Source organism: Streptomyces sp. SCPE 10 (genome assembly GCF_051980735.1).
In the GTDB taxonomy this organism is placed as follows: domain Bacteria; phylum Actinomycetota; class Actinomycetes; order Streptomycetales; family Streptomycetaceae; genus Streptomyces; species Streptomyces misionensis.
This window is the reverse complement of record NZ_CP197069.1, coordinates 6,106,065-6,126,337: the sequence shown is the minus strand read 5'-3', so window position 1 is coordinate 6,126,337 and position 20,273 is coordinate 6,106,065. Positions and strand designations below refer to the sequence as shown.

The 20,273-nt window shown below is 74.0% G+C and carries 17 protein-coding genes and 1 pseudogene; 6 read left to right on the top strand and 12 right to left on the bottom strand.

Going from position 1 to position 20,273, the window contains the following annotated elements:
• Positions 1-38: 38 nt before the first annotated feature.
• The 5 genes from ACSP97_RS28110 to ACSP97_RS28090 form a co-directional block, all read right to left on the bottom strand.
• Positions 39-2,720 (bottom strand): SpoIIE family protein phosphatase, encoded by a 2,682-nt coding sequence (locus tag ACSP97_RS28110; protein WP_440554852.1) that lies wholly within the window; start codon positions 2,718-2,720, stop codon positions 39-41.
• A gap of 191 nt (positions 2,721-2,911) precedes the next feature.
• Positions 2,912-4,006, bottom strand: a complete 1,095-nt coding sequence (rsgA, locus tag ACSP97_RS28105; protein WP_440554850.1) for a ribosome small subunit-dependent GTPase A — start codon at positions 4,004-4,006, stop codon at positions 2,912-2,914.
• Between the two features lie 259 nt (positions 4,007-4,265).
• A complete protein-coding gene (locus ACSP97_RS28100) occupies positions 4,266-5,840 on the bottom strand; it encodes a cellulose binding domain-containing protein (RefSeq protein WP_355148232.1) in 1,575 nt (524 codons plus the stop codon).
• 160 nt (positions 5,841-6,000) lie between these two features.
• Positions 6,001-7,320: a radical SAM protein gene (locus ACSP97_RS28095; RefSeq protein ID WP_355532262.1), complete on the bottom strand. Its 1,320-nt coding sequence runs from the start codon at positions 7,318-7,320 to the stop codon at positions 6,001-6,003.
• A 250-nt stretch (positions 7,321-7,570) separates the two neighbouring features.
• On the bottom strand, positions 7,571-8,578 hold the full coding sequence (locus ACSP97_RS28090) for a hydroxyacid dehydrogenase (RefSeq protein ID WP_440554847.1): 1,008 nt from the start codon (positions 8,576-8,578) through the stop codon (positions 7,571-7,573).
• Positions 8,579-8,685: 107 nt separating this feature from the next.
• On the opposite strand from ACSP97_RS28090, the gene ACSP97_RS28085 reads away from it, so the two are divergent.
• The 3 genes from ACSP97_RS28085 (at position 8,686) to ACSP97_RS28075 (ending at position 11,666) form a co-directional block, all read left to right on the top strand.
• On the top strand, positions 8,686-9,930 hold the full coding sequence (locus ACSP97_RS28085; RefSeq protein WP_440554845.1) for an FAD-binding protein: 1,245 nt from the start codon (positions 8,686-8,688) through the stop codon (positions 9,928-9,930).
• Between the two features lie 110 nt (positions 9,931-10,040).
• A complete protein-coding gene (locus ACSP97_RS28080; protein WP_440558487.1) occupies positions 10,041-10,832 on the top strand; it encodes a sugar-binding domain-containing protein in 792 nt (263 codons plus the stop codon).
• A gap of 99 nt (positions 10,833-10,931) precedes the next feature.
• Positions 10,932-11,666 carry an alpha/beta fold hydrolase gene (locus ACSP97_RS28075; protein ID WP_440554843.1) on the top strand — a complete coding sequence of 245 codons (735 nt, stop codon included), beginning with the start codon at positions 10,932-10,934 and terminating at the stop codon, positions 11,664-11,666.
• 42 nt (positions 11,667-11,708) lie between these two features.
• Here ACSP97_RS28075 and ACSP97_RS28070 read toward each other — a convergent pair whose 3' ends face one another.
• Positions 11,709-12,014 carry a helix-turn-helix domain-containing protein gene (locus ACSP97_RS28070; RefSeq protein ID WP_355148242.1) on the bottom strand — a complete coding sequence of 102 codons (306 nt, stop codon included), beginning with the start codon at positions 12,012-12,014 and terminating at the stop codon, positions 11,709-11,711.
• 65 nt (positions 12,015-12,079) lie between these two features.
• On the opposite strand from ACSP97_RS28070, the gene map reads away from it, so the two are divergent.
• Both map and mmuM read left to right on the top strand, forming a co-directional pair.
• Complete coding sequence (gene map / locus ACSP97_RS28065; RefSeq protein WP_440554841.1) at positions 12,080-12,862, top strand: type I methionyl aminopeptidase; 783 nt, start codon at positions 12,080-12,082, stop codon at positions 12,860-12,862.
• 103 nt (positions 12,863-12,965) lie between these two features.
• Positions 12,966-13,901, top strand: coding sequence for a homocysteine S-methyltransferase (gene mmuM / locus ACSP97_RS28060; protein ID WP_440554839.1), 936 nt, complete (start codon positions 12,966-12,968; stop codon positions 13,899-13,901).
• Positions 13,902-14,162: 261 nt separating this feature from the next.
• On the opposite strand, the gene ACSP97_RS28055 is transcribed toward mmuM, so the two are convergent.
• From ACSP97_RS28055 to ACSP97_RS28040, 4 genes are all read right to left on the bottom strand, one after another.
• Positions 14,163-15,731, bottom strand: a complete 1,569-nt coding sequence (locus ACSP97_RS28055) for a carboxylesterase/lipase family protein (protein ID WP_440554837.1) — start codon at positions 15,729-15,731, stop codon at positions 14,163-14,165.
• A gap of 226 nt (positions 15,732-15,957) precedes the next feature.
• Positions 15,958-16,221: a hypothetical protein gene (locus tag ACSP97_RS28050; RefSeq protein WP_355148250.1), complete on the bottom strand. Its 264-nt coding sequence runs from the start codon at positions 16,219-16,221 to the stop codon at positions 15,958-15,960.
• A complete protein-coding gene (locus tag ACSP97_RS28045) occupies positions 16,218-17,081 on the bottom strand; it encodes an isocitrate lyase/PEP mutase family protein (protein ID WP_070025567.1) in 864 nt (287 codons plus the stop codon). The genes ACSP97_RS28050 and ACSP97_RS28045 overlap by 4 nt, the downstream gene beginning before the upstream one ends.
• Before the next feature lie 197 nt (positions 17,082-17,278).
• The gene (locus ACSP97_RS28040) at positions 17,279-17,932 is read right to left on the bottom strand and encodes a ThuA domain-containing protein (RefSeq protein WP_355532514.1); all 654 of its coding nucleotides are present in this window, start codon (positions 17,930-17,932) and stop codon (positions 17,279-17,281) included.
• 116 nt (positions 17,933-18,048) lie between these two features.
• On the opposite strand from ACSP97_RS28040, the gene ACSP97_RS28035 reads away from it, so the two are divergent.
• Positions 18,049-18,684 carry a VOC family protein gene (locus ACSP97_RS28035; protein ID WP_440554834.1) on the top strand — a complete coding sequence of 212 codons (636 nt, stop codon included), beginning with the start codon at positions 18,049-18,051 and terminating at the stop codon, positions 18,682-18,684.
• A 35-nt stretch (positions 18,685-18,719) separates the two neighbouring features.
• Here the strand turns inward: ACSP97_RS28035 and ACSP97_RS28030 are convergent.
• Together ACSP97_RS28030 and ACSP97_RS28025 are read right to left on the bottom strand one after the other, a co-directional pair.
• A pseudogene (locus ACSP97_RS28030) lies at positions 18,720-18,996 on the bottom strand (DUF6597 domain-containing transcriptional factor); the annotation flags it as partial.
• 14 nt (positions 18,997-19,010) lie between these two features.
• Entirely contained in the window at positions 19,011-20,261 is a 1,251-nt protein-coding gene (locus tag ACSP97_RS28025) for a YihY/virulence factor BrkB family protein (RefSeq protein WP_355322474.1), read from the bottom strand.
• Positions 20,262-20,273: the final 12 nt, after the last annotated feature.

The window sequence follows — 20,273 nt, the reverse complement described above, 5'->3', positions numbered from 1 at the left end:
CCAGCTGCGGGGTCCGGCCACGGGTGCCGACTACGGGGTCAGATGCTCTCCCACTGGTCCAGGATGTCCTCGGTGGTGTCCGCGTCCGCGCCGGCGGCCCCTGCGGGGCCCTCCTCCTGCGGGGACAGCTCGGCCCAGATCACCTTGCCGCGCGCCGTGTAGCGGGTGCCCCAGCGGGTGGCGAGCTGGGCGACGAGGAACAGCCCCCGCCCGCCCTCGTCGGTGGCCGCCGCCCGCCGCGGGTGCGGCGCGGTACTGCTGCCGTCGGCGACCTCGCAGATCAGCCCGCGGTCGTGCAGCAGCCGGACCCGGATGGGCGGGGCGCCGTAGCGGACCGCGTTGGTGATCAGCTCGCTGAGGATCAGCTCGGCGGTGTACCCGGCGTTCCCGAGACCCCAGGCGTCCAGGGTGGCGGCGCACTCGGCGCGGACGGGGGCGACGGCCGCCGGGTCGCGGGGCACGTCCCACTCGGCGACGTGCTCGGGGCCCAGCAGCCGGGTGCGGGCCACCAGCAGGGCGACGTCGTCGATGGTCGGGGCGGGCAGCACCGCATCCAGGATGGCTGTGCAGACGGCCTCCGGGGCGCGGCCCGCCGACTCGGCCAGTGTGTCGCGCAGCAGTTCGAGTCCGGTGTCGAGGTCCCGGCGGCGGTCCTCCAGCAGCCCGTCGGTGTACAGCACCAGCTGGGAGCCCTCCGGCAGTTCCAGTTCCAGTGTCTCCACCGGCATGCCGTCGCCGAGGCCCAGCGGTGGGGAGACCGGTACGTCGGGGAAGGCGGCGGTGCCGTCGGGCAGCAGCAGGGCGGGCCCGGGGTGGCCGGCCCGGGCGATGGTGGCCCGCCCGGCGACCGGGTCGTACAGCGCGTACAGGCAGGTGGCGCCGGTGACGTCCGCGACCGCGTCCCGCCCGTCCCCCGCGGTCCCGTCCCCCCGTTCGTCGCTGTCGATGCGGCTGACCAGTTCGTCCAGGTGGACGAGGAGTTCGTCGGGGCTGAGGTCGAGGGCGGAGAAGTTGTGCACGGCGGTGCGCAGCCGGCCCATGGTGGCCGCCGCGTGCAGCCCGTGCCCGACGACGTCGCCGACGACCAGCGCCACCCGCGCGCCGGGCAGCTGGATGACGTCGAACCAGTCGCCGCCCACCCCGGCCTGCGCCGGCAGGTACCGGTAGGCCACGTCGAGCGCCGACTGGTCGGGGACGCCGCGCGGCAGCAGGCTGCGCTGGAGGGTGACGGCGGTGGTGTGCTCGCGGGTGTAGCGGCGGGCGTTGTCGATGGCGACCGCGGCCCGGGCGACCAGTTCCTCGGCGACCGCCATGTCCTCCTGTTCGAACGGCTCGGTGTCCGCGGAACGCCAGAAACTGGCCACGCCCATCAGGACGCCGCGCGCCCGCACCGGCACCACGAGCATCGAGTGGATGCCGTGGGCGAGGATCCGGGAGGCGTTGGCGGGGTCGTACTGCTGCCATCCGGTGCCGCGGCTCAGGTCCGGCTCCAGGACCGGCACGCCGGTGCCCATGCCGATCGCCTGCGGGGTCTGGGAGGCGAAGTCCGTGAGCGAGCCGACCGGGTACAGCGGATGGTCGGAGTCGACGGCGGTGAGGGCCGTACGGCGCATCGTGGTGCCCTCGGGCTCGCCGCCGCGCAGGATCGAGTCGAGCAGGTCCACGCAGGCGTACTCGGCGAACCGGGGGACGGTGAACCGGGTCAGCTCCTCGGCCGTGCGCCGCACGTCGAGGGTGGTGCCGATCCTGCTCATGGCGTCGTACAGCAGCCGCAGCCGCCGCTGGGCCACGGCCGCGCGGTCGGCGACGGCCCGCAGTTCGGTGGTGTCGAGCAGGGTGACGACGCTGGAGGGCGCGCAGTCGTGGGCCGTGGTGGGCCGGACGCTCACCGCGAGCAGCCGGTCGCCGGCCTCGCACACCTCGTCGGTGACCGGCCGTCCCGCGGTCAGCAGCTCGGCGAGGGACGGCGCGAGCCCGAGGTCGGCCAGCTGCCTGCCCTCGGCGTCCGCGGGCAGGCTCAGCAGGCGCAGCGCCTCGTCGTTGGCGAGCAGCAGCGTGCCGTCGGCCGCGACGATGAGCACGCCCTCGCGGGCGGCGTGCAGTACGGCGTCGTGGTGGTCGTACATCCTCCGCAGCTCGGCCGGTTCCAGGCCGCGGGTCTGCCGCCGCAGCCGGCGGTTCACCAGCACCACCCCGGTCGTCGCCAGCAGCAGCGCGCCGCAGCCGGCCGCGAGCAGCAGCGGCAGCTGCCGGGCGACCTGCGCCTCGATGCTGCGGGTGGTGATGCCGACGGAGACGAGTCCGACGACCGTGTGGTGGGCGTCGAGGACGGGGGCGGTGGAGTCCACGGCCACGCCCACGGGGGTGTCGGCGGTGACGGTCCGCGGGTGTCCGCGCAGCGGCTCCTCGAAGGAACCGATGACGTGTTTGCCGATCAGCTGCGGGACGGGGTGCGTCCAGCGGATCCCGGCCGGGTTGAACGCGACCACGTAGTCGACGCCGGTGGCCTTGCGGATCGCCTCGGCGCGGGGCTGCAGCACCGCCGTGGGGTCCGGGGAGCGCATCGCGTCGAGGGTGCCCGGGGAGTCGGCGAAGCTGACGGCGGTGGCGAGCGTGCGGTGCCGTGCCTCGTTCAGTCCGGCCCCCCGGGCCTGGAGCACCAGGGTGGTGCCGGCCACGGCGCCGAACAGCAGCAGGATGACCAGCTGGAGGAGGAACATCTGTCCGGCGACCGTACGGACACCGGGTGGCCGCCACCAGGACCGGCCGGGGCCTGCGCCGGCCGGGGAGGATCCGGCCGGGACGGAAGCGTCCCACCCCTGAAACAGGCCGAAACGCCTCTTCATGATGCATTTCTAACATTCACCAATGAAGAGGACACGGTTCGACCTGCCGGGGTGGGGGATACGGGTCAGCTCCAGCGGCCCCGCTTCGCGTCCATCGCCGCCTTGCCCTCGGCGCCCCTGCGCTTCCATTCCCGCCTCAGCTCGGCACGGACGCGGGCGTCGGTCTTGGCGACGATCCACTGGTTCTCACGGACGAGTTTGCGGTAACTGTCCAGCCTGCGCACCGCGAGTTCACCGCTGTCCACCGCGGCGAGCACGGCGCAGCCCGGCTCGCTCTCGTGGGCGCAGTCGTGGAAGCGGCACCGCCCGGCCAGCTCCTCGATCTCGGCGAACACCTGCCCGACCCCGCTCTCGGCGTCGTACAGGCCGACCCCGCGCAGCCCGGGCGTGTCGATGAGGACGCCCCCGCCGGGCAGCGCGAGCAGGTTGCGGGTGGTCGTGGTGTGCCGTCCCTTGCCGTCGACGTCCCGGGCGGCCCGGACGTCCATCACGTCCTCGCCGACGAGCGCGTTGGCCAGGGTGGACTTGCCCGCGCCGGACTGGCCGAGCAGCACGGTCGTCCCGGAGCCGATCAGCGCGCGCAGGACGTCGAGACCGTCGCCGGTGTGGGCGCTGACGCCGAGCACCGGCACGCCGGGCGCGCTGTGCTCGACGTCCTGCACCAGGTGCGCGAGGGAGACCGGATCGGCCACCAGGTCGGTCTTGGTGAGGACGACCACGGGCTGGGCGCCGGACTCCCAGGCGAGGGCGAGGAACCGTTCGACCCGGCCGAGGTCGAGTTTGACGGCGAGGGACACCGCGACCACGGCGTGGTCGACGTTGGCCGCGAGGATCTGCCCGTCGGACCGCTTGGAGGAGGTGGACCGCACGAAGGCGGTACGGCGCGGCAGGTACGTCCGGACGTACCGGGGGTTGCCGCCCGCTTCGACGGCGACCCAGTCGCCGGTGCACACGACCCGCAGGGGGTCGTGCGGGGTGACGAAGGCAGTGTCGGCGCGGACGACGCCGTCGGCGGTGACGACGTCGCACTGCCCGCGGTCGACCCGTACGACCCGTCCGGGCAGCAGTCCTTCGGCCGCGTGGGGGGCGAACGCGTCGGCCCAGTCGTCGTCCCAGCCGTAGGGAGCCAGGGCGGAGTGCACAGCAGAGGTGGAAGACAAGGGAAACCCTTCGAAGGGCGGCCCCGGGCAGCGGCGGTCGACGCCTTCGACCCGCTCGGATCAGCCGGTGGCCACGGAGGTGGAGATGAGGTGTTCCTGGATGTGGGCAGCGCCCGGCACGGTGACAGCCATCGTCGGCACCTCCTCGTCCTCGCTCGCGCTCGCGCACGCCACCTCGGCGTGTGGGAGGACAGTAGCCCGGGTGCGGGGGGCCGCGTCAACGCGTTTTTCGCGCGGCGCCGTCCGGTGCGACCGCGCGTCAGCCGGTGGTGCAGGGCGCGCCGTTGAGGGCGAACCCGCCGGGGGCGCGGTTGGCGGCCGCCCAGGTGCCGGTGAAGCCGAAGGAGACGGCGGTGCGGGCGGGGACGGCCCGGTCGTAGTCGGCGGCGGTGGCGGTGACGCGGGCGCCGGACTGGCGGGCGGTGGCGCCCCACATCCGGGTGACCTGCTGGCCGTCGGGGAAGGACCAGTCGACCCGCCACCCGGCGAGGGCCCGCTCGGCGGTGACGGTGACCGTGGCCTGGAATCCGCCGGTCCACTGGCTGACCAGGTCGTAGCCGACCCGGCAGGAGGGCGGTGGGGTGGCCGTGGGGGTGGGAGCCGCGGCGGCCGGTCGGGTGCCGCCGGGGCGGCGGGCCGGGGAGGAGACGCCGGGGGGCACCGTGTCGGGGGCCGTGTCGGGGGCGGGGCGGGGTGTCGTACGGCTGGCGTCGCGGGTGCCGGTGGCGGGCGTGCGGGTCAGGGTCGCGGTCGGGGTGGGCGAGGGGGCGGCGGTGGCCGGGCGGCCGCCCGGGGTGGCCTGGACCCGGCCGTGGTCGAGGGGCGCCTTCTCGCCCGGGGCCCCGGTGTCGTCGGGAGCCGGGCCGTCGTCGCGGGTGGCGGCGGTGTCGTCGCGCGCGGCGAAGGAGTCCGTGCCGGAACCGCCGTACGGCATCAACGAGGCGGCCAGCGCCAGCGCCGACAGCAGCACCGCGGTGGCGAACAGGCCGCCGCCCCGCAGCAGCCGGCCGAGCCCCGCGCGCTCGTCGGGTTCGCCGCCGTCCACGGCCTCGACGGGCCGCCCGGTGCCCTGCCGCACCTCGCTGGCCCGTCGGCGCCGCTCCAGGTAGGCGAGGGAGCCCCAGCCGATCACTCCACCGGCGAGGACGGGGGCCAGCGCGGCGCCCTGGGTCCGGGCGGCGGGGCCGGCACCGGTGCAGTGGGGGCAGGCGGACGGGTGCCCGGGAGAACCGGCGCGGGCGGCGGCACCCGGCGCGCGGGCGCAGACCCAGCACCTGCCGTCCTCCCCGCCGGCGCCGTGGACATGGCGGCAGCGGTCCCGGAACAGGGCGCGCACGCGTTCGAGTTCACCCGAAACGGTGGCCGGCTCCAGGCCGAGCCGGCGGGCGGCCGCGGGCAGCGGCAGCGCCTCCACCTCCGCCAGCCACAGCAGCGCCGCGTCGGCCTCGGCCAGGTCGCGCAGGGCGCGCAGCGCGGCGGGGCGTTCGCGGGGCGGGCCCAGGTGGCGGGCCGCCTCGGCGGACTCCAGCCACTCGCTCAGGCCGGGGTCGAGCCGGTGGCCCTGCCCCTCGGCCTGCCAACCGGCCGCGGTGGCGCGGACGGCGGTGAGCAGGGCCGGGATCGTCGGCAGCCGCGGGGTGCGGCGGCCCGCGCCGCGCACATGGGTGCGGGCGGCGGCACGGACCTCGCGCATGCCGCGCGTGAACGCCTCGGTGGCCAGCCGGTGGGCCGTGGCCGACCCGGAGGTGCACAGGTCGGCGTACGAGAGCACCGCGTCCCAGGCCTCCGAGAACAGCGCGGCCTCGGCTCCCTGAGGGGTCGGCAGGTCGGGCATGGAACTCCTGCATCCACGGGCGAGGTCAACTCACCACAGGAACGACGGAGTTGGTTGGAACCTCGCGGCACTCCCCCGAGCCTTTCACGCACCGGGCATCGCTGACAAGCGGCCCGTACGCTTCCGGTCACACAGAGTGGCGGCTCTGGCCCCGGCCTGTTCAGGCCTCGACCGGCTCCTCCGCGGGCAGGCTGTCCATGAAGGAGCTGACCGAGAAGACCGCGCGGCCGGGTCCGGGCGGGCCGTAGCCGGGCGGGGAGGACAGGCCGAAGTCGTCCATGGTCTGGCGGTAGGCCTGGAGCAGCCGGATGTGGTACTCCAGCGGCGCGCCCTGCGGGTTGGCCTTGCCGAGCGGGGTGGTGGGCTCGGGGCACCAGGTGGTGAAGCGGGGCGTGATCCCGTGCGACATAAAGAACCGCAGCCCCTCGGTGGTGGAGGCGATGGCCTCGTCCACGGTGGTGAAGCCGAACGGCTCGGCCATCTCCACGCCCGCCACGAAGTTGGGGATCACATTGCGCGGCCCGAACACCTCGGCGGAGTCGAGGATCCGCTTGTGCCACTCGTCGCGGCCGACGTAGCGCTCCTTGCCGGGGCAGTACAGCTCGAACAGCCGGCGGTCCCACACCTCGAAGTTGGGGTGGTAGATCTGCACCCCGTAGTCCTTGAACCGCTGCACGTCCGCCTTGGGCAGCGCCTGCGCCACCACCTTGCCGATCCAGCGGCCGGGGAAGCGCTCCTCGATGGCCTTGGCGTAGTGGCCGTAGAAGTCGGCCTCGTCACGCCCGGCGACCGTCTTGGTGATCGCGCCACCGGTGAGGGTGTACGCGGTGGACGCCTTCTGGGTGTCGTACCGGTCGATGATCTCCAGGGCCTCGAGGACCTCCTCGACGTCCTTCACGCCCGTGTACGGCCGCCCCGCCGCCTTGTGCTGGCGCCAGTTGTGGTTGATGTCGCAGTACTGGCACTCCTCCTTGGCGCCGAAGTACTGGCAGACCCGGAAGACGGTCAGGTAGATCAGGTAGCCCCACTGGATGGTGGGGGCGACCTCCATGACGGACTTCCCGTTGGAGAGGGTGTGCCGGTAGTACTCGGGCATCGGCGGCACGCCGACGTCGGCGATGCGCTTGCCGTCCAGGTAGAGGCCGAGCAGCCCCTCCTCGTCGGCGGCCACCCGGTAGGGGGAGGCGGGGTTCACCCGTACGGAGACGACCGTACGGCGCAGGTCGTACGGGCCGCCCGTGAGGATGATCTCCTCCGGGGGCCGGCGCAGCGCCGCCTCGCCCAGCTCGGGCAGGGTGCCGTGGTCGAAGGAGAAGATGAAGTACGACTTCGGCTTGACGTCGCCGTCCTCGTTGTCGCTGAGGGCGGATTTGTCGAAGGCGACACCGCCCCGGAGCAGGTCCTCCTTGAAGACGGCTTCCCGCGGCACTTGCGGGAACCGCTCCATCAGATCTTCGACCAGCGCGGTGCGACTGCCCATCCGTATGTCTCCTCCCGGCTCAGGCGTACTTCCCACACCGTATGCCCCCGGGTCCGGGGAATCCGTGGCGGGTCCGGGTGACGTGTCCGGGAGGGGGTGGGGGTGGGGTGGCGGAGGGGCGGTGGGAGCGGCGCATATGGCATACAACGTGCGATGTGCGGCATACCGGATGCGATGCGGGGCGTGCAAAATACGGGGTACGGCATACCAAATGCGGTATACCGCGTACCGCATCCGGTATACGGGCGCCTCAGGCCAGTCGGTCGAGCGCCGTGGGGTCGACCGCATACAGAAGCCCGTCGCCTGCCGACAGCCGGCCGGCCTCCTCGACCACCGTCCGGCCCAGCCGGGACACCTCGTTCCCCTGGGAGCCCGCCAGGTGCGGGGTGATGAACGCGTTGGGCAGGTCGAACAGCGGCGAGTCGGCGGGCAGCGGCTCGGGGTCGGTGACGTCCAGGACGGCGGCGAGCCGGCCCGTGCGCAGTTCCTCGGCGAGCGCGTCGTGGTCGACCAGGGTGCCGCGCGCGGTGTTGACGAGCACCGCCCCGGTGGGCATCAGGGCGAGTTCACGGGCGCCGATCAGGTGGCGCGTCTCGGGCGTCGCGGGGGCGTGCAGCGTGACGACGTCCGAGGTGCGCAGCAGCTCGTCCAGGGGCAGCAGCGGCACTCCGAGCCGGGCGGCCTCCGCGGCGTCGACGTGCGGGTCGGTGAGCGTGACCGCGAGGTCGTACGGGCGCAGCAGTTCGATCAGTCGGCGTCCGACACGGGAGGCGCCGACGACACCCACCCGGCGGCCGTGGTTGCCGATGCCGGGGATGACGTCGCCGTACGGGAAGTCGCGCCGGGTGCGCAGTAGCCGGCGGAAGGCGAAGACGTCCTTGCCGGTGAGCAGGATCATGGCGAGCGTGTACTCGGCCACGGGCAGGGCGTTGGCGGCGGCCGCCGAGGAGACGACGATGCCGCGCCGCCACACCTCGGCGGTGGTGAAGCCCTTGACCGAGCCGGCCGCGTGCAGCACGGCGCGCAGCTTCGGGACGGCGTCCAGGGCGGCCGCGTCGAGGCGGGGGCAGCCCCAGCCGGTGATGAGGATCTCGGCGCGGGCGAGGGCCTCGCGCAGCCGCGGCTCGGTGAGGTCGCGCGCGACGAGCGCCGGGTCGATGTCCACGCAGGCGCGCAGCCGGGTGAGCAGCTCGGGCGGGAAGAGGTGCGGGACGTTCTCGGCCGCCATGGCGAACACAGCCTGCGGGCGCTCGGTCAAGGGCGGACCTTCCGGTCGGTGAGGCGCGGACGGCAAGCGATCTCTACCGTAGGTCGCGGCGGACGAGAGGGTCAACGGACCCGCGCCCCTGTGGAAGGAACGGCGATATGAGCGAAATGGTGACCAACTGGGCACACACCATCACCTACAATGCGAAGGAGTACCAGCGCCCCCGCACGCTCGACGCGTTGCGCGCCCTGGTGGCCGGCGCTACGAAGGTGCGGGTGCTGGGCAGCGGGCACTCCTTCAACCGCATCGCCGATCCCGGTCCGGACGGCGTGCTGCTGTCGGCCGCCCAGCTGCCGCCGGTGATCGAGGTGGACTCGGCCGCGCGGACGGTCCGGGTGTCGGGCGGGGTCCGCTACGCCGAGCTGGCCCGCGCGGTGCACGCCCGTGGTCTGGCCCTGCCCAACATGGCCTCGCTGCCGCACATCTCGGTGGCCGGTTCGGTGGCGACCGGCACGCATGGCTCGGGGGTGGCCAATCCTCCGCTGGCGTCGGCGGTGCGCGAGGTGGAGCTGGTCGTCGCGGACGGTACGACGGTGGCGATCGGGCGGGGCGACGCCCGCTTCGACGGCGCCGTGACCTCGCTGGGCGCGCTGGGTGTCGTCACCGCGCTCACGCTCGACCTCGAACCGGCATTCGAGGTGGAGCAGCGGGTGTTCACCGAACTGCCGCTGGACGGCCTGGACTTCGAGGTGGTGGCGGGGTCGGCGTACAGCGTGAGCCTGTTCACGGACTGGCGGGAGCCCGGTTTCCGGCAGGTGTGGCTCAAGGCGCGCACCGACCGGCCGGCGGGTGACTTCCCCGAGGCGGCACCGGCGGTGGGGGCCATGCATCCGGTGCCGGGGATGCCGGCGGAGAACTGCACCGAGCAGTTGGGGGTGCCGGGGCCGTGGCACGAGCGACTGCCGCACTTCCGGGCGGAGTTCACGCCAAGCAGCGGTGAGGAGATGCAGTCGGAGTACCTGCTGCCGCGGTCGGCGGCCGTCGATGCGCTGTATGCGATCGACCGGATACGGCATACCGTCGCCGGTGTTCTGCAGATCTGCGAAGTGCGCACGGTCGCCGCCGATCCCCAGTGGCTCAGCCCGGCCCATGCCCGCGACTCGGTCGCGCTCCACTTCACCTGGGTGCGGGACGAGGCGGCCGTGCAGCCCGTGGTGCGCCGGCTGGAGGAGGCGCTGGAGCCGTTCGATCCGCGCCCGCACTGGGGAAAGGTATTCGGTATACCGTCGGCGGCGCTTCGCGGACGGTATGCGCGGCTCGACGACTTCCGGGCCCTCGTCCGCACGCTCGACCCGGCCGGCAAGTTCACCAACGCCTTCGTCGCCGATCTGCTCGACGCCTGACGATCCCTCCCGCCTGACCCACCCGTCCGTCCTCGTGTGGCACCAGATCGGAGACCCCCCTCCGTACCACCGTCGACTACGTCGAGGACGTCTCCCCCGGCTCCTGGACGCTGCCGCCCCGCGCCTGGTACGCGTCCTCGGACGCCACCCCCCTTTCGCTGAACGGGGATTGGCTCTTCCGGCCGTCACCGGCGGCCGGTGCCGAGGACGACTCCTTCGCGCGCGAGGGGTTCGACGCGGACGGGTGGGCGCGGATCGCGGTGCCGGGCCACTGGGTCCTCCAGGGCCATGGTTCTCCCGTCTACACGAACCACCGCTACCCGTTCCCGGTGCATCCGCCGCGGGTGCCGACCGAGAATCCGACCGGCGACCATCTGCGGGTCTTCGATCTGCCGCCCGACTGGCCGGACCGCTCCGACGGCGAGGCGGTGCTGCGGTTCGAGGGGGTGGAGTCCTGCGCCCGGGTGTGGCTGAACGGGATCGACCGTGTGCGGTGGTTCGGCGGCGGACCCGGCGAGGCGTATCCGGACACCAGGATGGCGGCCGCCGTCGGCCGTTGGCAGTCGACTGTGGACGGTATGCAGACGCCCTACGTCCGCCCCCAGGAGAACGGCGCCCGCATCGACGTCCGCTGGGCCGAGCTGGGCGGTCTGCGCGTCGAGGGCGAGCCCCTCTTCCTCCTCACCACCCGCCGCTGGACCACCGAGCAACTGGACGCCGCCGCCCACCGCACCGACCTGGTGCCCGGTGACACCGTCTGGGTCAACCTCGACCACGCCCAGCACGGCATCGGCTCCCAGTCCTGCGGCCCCGGCCCCCTGCCCCGCCACCACCTGCGCCCGGAGCCGGCCGAGTTCTCCTTCGTCTTCTCCCCGCTGCCCTCCCGATCACCCGGCGTCTAATTCGGAGGCCTGGGGGCGCCATGGGACGTACCGTCTCCCGGGCGAGACGATCAACGCCCGGCAGCCGGGCGGGCGTTGCCACCCGGGAGAGGACGAGCGATGACCGAGACGGCGTGCCAGGACGGCCGCGACCACTACGAGGTGACGGGCGGCGGCCCCGTACTGCTGGTACTGCCGGGCGGGGCCGGGCATCCGATGGGGCTCGAGCCGCTGGTCGAGCGGCTGGCGACACGGTTCACCGTGGTGACGTACGACCCGCTGGGGCTCGCGCACGGCCGGCTCGGTCTGCCGGTGGCCGAGCAGCGGGTGGCGGACTGGAGCGAGGGGGCGCACCGGGTGCTGGAGGCGGTGCTGCCCGAGGGCGAGCCGGCGTATGTGTTCGGCACCAGCTCGGGCGGTATCGCGGTGCTCGACCTGCTCGCGCGGCATCCGGGGCGGCTGGCGCACGTGGTGGCGCACGAGCCGCCCTGTGTCACCGTGCTGCCGGACGGTGCCGAGCGGCGCGCCGAGCTCATCGGCCGGTTGGACGGCCCCGGGCGACCGCCGGCCGAGGGGGAGTCGGCGACGCCGATGGGGGTGTTCCTCGCCCGGGTCCTGCACCCGTTCACCCGGTACGCGCCCGCCGCGGTGCCGGCGAGCGTCCCGCTCACGCTCGTGGCGGGGGCGGACTCGCACGGCCACGTGCTGTACCGCACCGCCGAGTTCCTGGCCGAGCGGCTGGGCGGGGCGTTCACGGAGTTCCCCGGCGGGCACCTGGGCACGCTGGAGCACCCGGTGGAGTTCGCCGACCGGCTGGCCGAGTCGCTGCTCTCCGGGGCGCGGAGCCCGTCGTAGGCCGGTGTCCGCCGTCCGGGGAGCGGTCGGGCGCGTGCGGCGTTACGAGGCCAGCGACGGATGCCGTGCGACGGCCAGGACCGGCTGATCCCCTGCGGTTCGCTCCGCCCCGCTGATCTCGGCCCAGACGGCGTCGAGGGACAGGCCGAGGGTGTCGGCGATCGCCGCGATGGTCGGGAAGGCGGGGGTGGCCACACGGCCGGATTCGATCTTCCGCAGGGTTTCCGGCGAGATGTGCGAGGCGAGCGCCACGTCCAGCATCGAGCGGCGGCCACGGGCCCGGCGGAGCAGGGCCCCGAGGCGCTGTCCGCGTTCGACCTCGGCGGGGGTGAGCGGCAACCTGACCATGAGCCCATTCTAATACCGGTACAGTTAGACCGGTATTGTTATTGGACGCACATGAGAGGTCCTCCATGATCGAGATCCTGAACTCCGCGCGGCTCGACCGGGCGAGGGACACCGGTGCCCTGGTCGGAGACATCCTGCACACGCTGAAGCAGCGCAGCACGGTCGGGACGAACCTGCTGGACATCGACCGGTGGGCCAAGGAGATGATCATCGAGGCGGGTGCGGAGTCCTGCTACGTCGACTACGCGCCCTCCTTCGGGCGCGGCCCGTTCGGGCACTACATCTGCACGGCCGTCAACGACGGAGTGCTCCACGGGCTGCCCCACGACTACGCGCTGGCGGACGGGGACCTGCTGACGCTCGACCTCGCCGTGGCCAGGGGCGGGGTGGCCGCGGACGCGGCGATCAGCTTCCTGGTGGGCGACACCAGGCCGGAGGAGAGCGTCGCGCTGATCGAGGCGACCGAACGCGCGCTCGCCGCCGGTATCGCCGCCGCCCGGCCCGGGGCGCGCATCGGCGACCTCTCCCACGCCATCGGCACGGTCCTCGGCAAGGCGGGCTACCCGGTCAACACCGAGTTCGGCGGCCATGGCATCGGCTCGACGATGCACCAGGACCCGCACGTCCCGAACACCGGGCGGCCCGGCCGCGGATACAAGCTGCGCCCCGGACTGCTGCTCGCCCTGGAGCCCTGGGTGATGGCCGACACCGCCACCCTCGTCACCGACGCCGACGGCTGGACGCTGCGCAGCGCGACGGGCTGCCGCACCGCGCACAGCGAGCACACCATCGCGATCACCGACGACGGAGCCGAGATCCTCACCCTGCCCAGGCACGCGCGACCGTAAGCGCCCACACCGCCGTCTCGGCAGCAGACAGACCCGACCGGCAGGCGCAGGCGGGCCGGGCCGGGCCGGGCAGACGGTACGTCGTTTGGGCTAGCGTCGTGGCATGACCGGCAACGCCTGCTCCCCCGGCCTCGCCGCGGCCCTCGCCGCCGGCACCGTCGTACTCGACGGCGGACTCTCCAACCAGCTGGAGTCCGCCGGGCACGACCTGAGCGACGCGCTGTGGTCCGCGCGGCTGCTCGCCGAGCGGCCGGACGCGATCACCGAGGCGCACCTCGCCTACTTCCTCGCGGGCGCGAGCGTGACGATCACCGCGAGCTACCAGGCCACCTTCGAGGGCTTCGCGCGGCGCGGCATCGGGCGCGCGGAGGCGGCCCGGCTGCTCGCGCTGAGCGTGCGGCTGGCCCGGGAGGCGACCGGGCGGGCGCGGGAGGCGGGCGTGCGGCGGCCCTTGTGGGTGGCGGCCTCGGCGGGACCGTACGGGGCGATGCTCGCGGACGGCTCCGAGTACCGGGGCCGCTACGGGCTCGGCGTGGCCGAGCTGGAGCGGTTCCACCGGCCCCGGCTGGAGGTGCTGGCCGCCGCCGGGCCGGACGTGCTGGCGCTGGAGACGGTGCCGGACGCCGACGAGGCCGTCGCGCTGCTGCGCGCGGTGCGCGGGCTCGGGGTGCCGGCCTGGCTTTCGTATACGGTCGACGGTCCGCGCACCCGGGCCGGGCAGCCCCTGGAGGAGGCCTTCGCCCTGGCGGCCGAAGCGGACGAGGTGATCGCGGTCGGTGTGAACTGCTGCGCGCCCCGGGACGTGGGGCCCGCCGTGGAGATCGCGGCGCGGGTGACCGGGAAGCCGGTGGTGGCCTACCCCAACAGCGGGGAGTCCTGGGACGCGGGGGCCCGGGCCTGGGACGGGCGCACCACGTTCGGCGCCGGGCAGGTCACGGCGTGGCGGGCCCGGGGGGCGCGGCTGATCGGCGGTTGCTGCCGGGTGGGCCCCGAGTCCATCGCCTCGATCGCGCGGGCGCTGGAGACGGGGACGGCCTGACGCGACGCGGGCCTCGTCCGGTGCACCCACCGCGGCGCCGCCGCAGGCCCCGTCCACAGGCCCGTCCGCTCCATCCGCTGCCGCGCGCCGTCGGCCCGGTCACCCTCCCCCGGGCGGCCGGGACCGCCGGGGCCCCGAGGTCCGCCGAACCCGCAAAGCCCGCCGAACCGGCCGGACCTGCCGCGACCCGCCCGGCCCCCGATGTCCGCCGGCCCCGGCCGGGCGACAACCGCACCCCGCCCCCGGTCCCCCGCCCCCGGATCAGCGGCGCAGGGCGCCGACCGAGCGGCGCAGGCGGCGCATGGCGGAGGCCAGTTCGGCGCCGGGGGCGCGGGGAACGGCGGCGGGGCCTGGCGGCGGGGTGCGGGGCACGGCCGACCACAGGGCGACTTCCGCGTCCCGTGGACCGTATGCGGTATGCGCGACACCGTCGCCGAAGATCCGCACCGGATGCGAGGCGTCCCACGCCTCCCAGCCGGGGTCCCCGCTCGTCGCGAACCGCACCCACGCCGTGTGCATCTCGTCGCACAGCTCGTGCGGCGCGCCCTGCCCGGCGAGCTTCTGCGACTCGGGGATGTCGCCGGAGTCGAACACGAAGCCCAGTTCCAGGGCGTGGCAGGCACGGAGTCCGGGGAGCAGGGAGGGCCAGGCGAACTCGTAGAGGTGGCTGGTGCCGGGATGGGCGTCGGCGAGGCGGTGCAGCGGGACGCGCAGCAGGTGGTCGGTGACCATCTGGCCGACGATCTCGGCGGCGCCCGCCTCGGGGTGCAGGGCGCGGTAGCCGCGCGGGACCTCGTGTCCGGAGTGGCAGCGGGCCATGGCCCCGGCGAGGGCGACGGCGCCGAGCCGGTCGACGTGCTCCACCAGTCCGCCGGGCACCAGCCACAGCCGGTACTCGTCCCGGGTCCAGCCCATCAGCAGGTCCACGTCCCGGGCGGCGGCACCCTCGACCAGGGCCTTCAGCGGGTCGCGGGGCACGAGGTCGCCGTCGACGACGATGCCGAACGCCGGCCCGCCGAGCACCGGGCTGGAGAGCCGGCCGACCTCGGCCTGGGTGCGCAGCAGCAATTCGCGGTCGACGGCGGCGAAGGCCTCGGCGGTTGCGGGGATCCTCAGCCGGGCGGCCATCCGGCGCACCATCCGCCGTACCTTGTCTCGGTCGGAGACCTCGGGCGCGCCGCTCTGCAGCACCGCGCGCCGGATCAGGCCGTCGGTGTGCGGCGAGGCAAGCAGGACGCCGGCGCTGATGGCGCCCGCCGACTGGCCGCACAGGGTGATGCGGTCGGGGTCGCCGCCGAAGGCGCCGATCGCCTCGTGCACCCAGCGCAGCGCGGCGAGCTGGTCGCGCAGGCCGGGGTTGGGCGGCGCGTCCGGGAACAGTCCGTAGCCCTCGACGCCCAGCCGGTAGTTGACCGAGACGAAGACGACGCCGTCGCGCGCGAAGGTGCGGCCGTCGTAGACCGGCACGGCGGAGGAACCCCTGGTCAGGGCGCCGCCGTGCAGCCACACCAGGACGGGCAGCCGGGCGCCGGGCGCCGGGTCGGGCGTCCATACGTTGAGATTGAGGCAGTCGTCGCCGGGGATGGCCGGGTCGGACAGGTACTGGGCGAACGCCTCGGAGTACGGCGGTTTCGGCGCGGTCGGTCCGAACGCGCCCGCGTCCCGCACCCCGTCCCAGGGCTCGGGCGGCTCGGGCGGCCTGAAGCGCCGGGGGCCGAAGGGCGGGGCGGCGTACGGGATGCCCCGGAACACCGCGACTCCGGCTTCGTACCGGCCGCGGACCGCCCCGTGGGGCGTTCTGGCCACCGGGCCCGTCGGGTCTGCCGTCATCGCCCACCAGCCCTTCGCCGACGAGTTTTGCCCTGTTCACATCAGAGCAACACGGCGACCGGATGTATTCCGGTGCACAGACCACCCGGTAGGCCGTCCGACGTACCCGGACGGCCGGACACGACGAGGCCGGGCCGCCTCCCGCAAGGGGGAGGTGCCCGGCCACCGTCGCCCCGAGCACGCGGCCGCAGGACCGCGTGGGCGCGTGGGTTCGTTCGGTCTGTGTTCAGTCCTCCTCGTCCGACGGGCGGGGGTTGCCGAAGAGCGCCTCGATGGCGTCCACAGCGCTGCCGTCGTGGTCGCTGCCGGCGTCTCCCCGGCCGGTCTGCACGTTGGCGGTGCGGTCGACCTCCAGCCAGGAGTCGGCGTGCGAGTTGTCGACCACGGTGATCAGGCTGTCGTCCGCGACCGCCGGGACGGCGCCGCCGCCGAGGAAGGCGACGGCGAGCGCCACCGCCGCCCGGGCTCGGGCCACCCGGGCGCCGGTCACACGCCCACGCTCTGGGGGACGAGCCGGTCGCGGGCGATGTTGCGCTCCAGCAGGGTGGTGGACGCCTGCACACCGATCCCGCTCGCGGGATCCACCTCGGGCAGCCGGCCGTCGGCGGCCTTCAGCCCGGTGAGCGCGGAGTCCATCGCCTCGTGCGCGGCGAACAGACACGGGGTGCTGTAGATGGCGACGTCCACGCCGAGGTCGGAGAGTTCGCCGAGGGAGAGGCGGGGGGACTTGCCGCCGGCGATCTGGTTGAACAGCAGCGGCTTGTCGCCGACGACCTTCCGGATCCGCTTGATCCACTCCACGCTGCGCACGCCGTCGACCAGGACCACGTCGGCGTCGGTCGCGGCGAGCCGCTCGGCGCGGTGCAGGATGTCGTGCTCGTCGGTGGCGTCGGTCCGGGCGACGACCACCAGGTCCTTGCGGGTCGCCAGGACCTGGTCGAGCTTCTCCAGGTACTCCTCCAGGGGCAGCACCTGCTTGCCGTCGGCGTGGCCGCAGCGGCGGGGCCGCTTCTGGTCCTCCAGGATGACGCCCGAGGCGCCGATGCGCTCCAGGCCCTCGACCACATGGCAGGCGACCTCGGGGTCGACGTACCCGTCGTCGATGTCCACCAGGAGATGGTGGTGCGGGAACGCGCCCCGCAGCCGCTGGACGAAGGCCACCATGTCGGGCCAGGCGATGAAACCGATGTCCGGCAGTCCGTAGTACGAGGCCGCGAAACCGAATCCGGAGACGAACATCCCGTCGTAGTGCTTGGCCGCGATCGATGCCGAGTACATGTCGTAGACGCCGATCAGCGGTGTGGTCCCGGGCCCGGCGATGCGATCGCGCAGCTTCTTCCCGTAAGTCAAGGTCCGGCTCCTCCTGTGGGTGGGTGGCACGACGGCGGGAGCCGCCGCACCCAAGCGCCCTTTACCAAGCCAAGAGCATCACCAGGTACACACATTGGCGAGTGATTACGCAAGCTTTACTCACTCGGGTGGAGCAACCGGTTCACCGCAGAAACGTCACTTGAGGGGTCGCGGGCTGTGGATCGGTCCGGCGGGCCTCACATCAGCCCGGCCGCCCAGGCGAGCCCGCCGTCCAGATGCGCCAGGAAGTCCGGGTCGCGGTAGGCGGCCTCGGCGTGCCCGAGCGCGGTGTAGAAGACCCGGCCGCCGTCCGCGCCGCGCTCGCGGCACCAGGCCAGCGGGTGGTCCGCGCCCATCCCGCCGCCCTCGTACGAGCTTTCGTCGGCCCGCAGCAGCACCCGTGCCCCGCCGCGCACGGGGGCGTCGAAGTCGTACCACTCGTCCGTGAAGTCCCAGGCGGCGGGCAGGTGCCGGGTCGCGGGGTGGCCGGGGTCCGCGACCAGGGCCCGGCCCGGCTGGTAGGCGGGGTGCCGTGCGAAGCGGGCGCCGAGCAGGCCGCCGTAGTACGGCCACCCGTACTCCGTGCAGGCCGCCGCGTGCACCCCGGCGAAGCCGCCGCCGGCGTCCAGGTGGCGGGCGAGCCGGGCGCGGCCGGCCGGGGTCAGCACCTCGCCGCTGGTGGACAGGAAGACGACGGCCGCGTAGCCGTCCAGCGGCTGCTCCAGGGCGGCGGGGTCCTCGGTGTGCTCGACGGTGTACCGGCCGAGGGCGCGGACGGCGGCGACGGCGGCCGGGATGGAGTCGTGCCGGTAGTCGGCGGTGCGGGTGTAGAGCAGCAGCGTCGGGGCCATGCCGTGACCCTAAGGGCCGCCGGTGCGTCCGGGGGCGCACCGGGGCGCGGCCGCCGCGGGCCCGGGGCGGCCGACGGCCTTGAACGGCGCGGTGGTTGACCGTAGCCTCCCACGGGGTGAACGCCATTCCCGCGTATCTGGACCACCTTGTCCTCGCCACTCCCGATCTGGCCGCGACCGTCGTCGAGTTCGCGCGGCGCACCGGCGTGACGCCCGCGCCCGGTGGCGCGCACCTCGGCCATGGCACCCGCAACCATCTGGTGGGGCTGGGCGGCCGGGCCTATCTGGAGATCGTCGGCCCGGACCCGGAGCAGCCGGAGCCCGCCGGGGCGCGCCCGTTCGGGGTCGACCGGCTGCCCGGACCGCGCGTGCTGACCTGGGCGATCAGTCCGCCGGACCTGGACGAGGCGATCGCAGCGGCCCGGGCGCGGGGCTACGACCCCGGCCCCGCGCACCCGATGAGCCGGCGCACCCCGGACGGCACGGTGCTGCGCTGGCGGCTGACCGGCGGCGACCACGCGCACCCCTCCGGGCTGGTGCCGTTCCTGATCGACTGGGGCGACTCGCGCCACCCCACCGCCTCGGGGGGCCTGCCGGTCACTCCCCTGCTGGAGGTGTCCGCCACCGCTCCGGGACCGCGGGAGGTGGCCGGATCCTTGGCGGCCCTGGGCACCGGTCTCGCCCTGTCCGAGGGACCGGTCTCGCTGACCTTCACCGTGGACACGCCCAAGGGGCCGGTCACCTTCGGCTGAGCCCTCGGCCGGGGCCACCCGGGTACCCGGCTCGCGTCCGCCCGGGGCGTCCGGTCCGGGGCGCTGTCCTCCAGGGCGGTCGCCGGGTCGGCCGCCGCCGCCATCCGGTCGTGCAGCCACCGGACCTGGGCGGCCGGCCGCAGATCGGCCAACTCCGTCCGTCGATCGAGGAGTTCGCGGGCGGGGACACCCAGCAGGGCCGGCGCGGTGCCGGGGTGGAAACGGACCCCCGCCCAGCGGCGCGGCCCTCGGGGCCGGGAACGGGGGGCGGGTGTCAGGGCCGGCGACCAGCAGCCGCTCCCCGGTCCACATCAGGTCCGGTCACGTCACCAGTGCCGGAAGGGCGGACCCCCGTTGCCGTCCCCGGCCCCGTTCCCGTTGCCAGTCCCGTTCCCGTTGCCCAGGGCGTGCCGCTGCTCCCCGTTCGCCTTGCCCTGGTCCTTCTTCTCCTTGCCCGGCCCCGGCGCGTTCTTCGGGTGCGCGCGCAGCCGGGCCGTGACGTCCTCGGGCGGCAGGAAGCGGGACCAGCGTTCGGGGAACTCGGAGGGCATGTCGGGGTCGTCCGGGTCCGGGTCGGCCTCGCGGGCCGCGGCGGCGCGGGCGACGTACTCGGCGATCTGCGCCGAGCGCACCCGTTCGTTGGCCTCGCGGGCGGCGGCCGTGGCGGCGGCCGGCCACACCCGGTCGATGGCGGCGTTGACGGCCGCGCCGACGAGCACGGCGAAGGCGGACACGCCGATCCACAACATGACGGCGACGGACGCGGCGAGGGAGCCGTAGATCGTGGCGCCCTCGATGGTGTGCACGAGGTAGATCCGCAGCAGGAAGCTGCCGAGGACCCACATGGCCAGGGCGACCAGGGCCCCGGGGACGTCCTCGATCCAGGGCGAGCGCACCGGCACCGACACGTGGTACAGGGTGGTCAGGAACACGATGGACAGGACGATGACGACCGGCCAGTACAGGACCTGCACCACCGTCTCCGACCAGGGCACCACCCGGACCACCGCGTCCGGGCCCGCCACCATCAGCGGCAGCGCCACCGAGCCGATCAGCAGCGCCACGATGAACAGCACGAAGGACATGATCCGGGTGCGCACGATGCCCCGGACGCCGTCGAGGCCGTACATGACGGTGATGGTGTCGATGAAGACGTTCACCGCGCGGGATCCCGACCACAGGGCGAACAGGAAGCCCAGGGAGATGACGTCGGGCCGGCCGCCTTTTATCACGTCGTGCAGGATCGGTTCGGTGATCTCCTTGACGCCCTTGTCGGACAGGACGGTCCGGGAGGCGTCGAGGATGTTGGTCTCCAGGCTGCCGATGGTGTGCGCGCCGGTCCAGGTGTCGACGTAGGCGAGCAGCCCGATGAGGCACAGGAGCAGCGGCGGCACGGACAGCAGGGTGAAGAACGCGGCCTCGGCGGCCAGTCCGAGGATGCGGTACTCCATGCAGGAGTTGACGGTGTCCTTGAGCAGCAGCCAGGCGGTCCTGCGCTTGGAGACGTTCCGGTAGAGGGCGCGGGCCCGGTGGAGCCGTCCGACCGGCCGTTCGGGGGATTCACTTGCTGGCTGCACGACCCAAAGGTA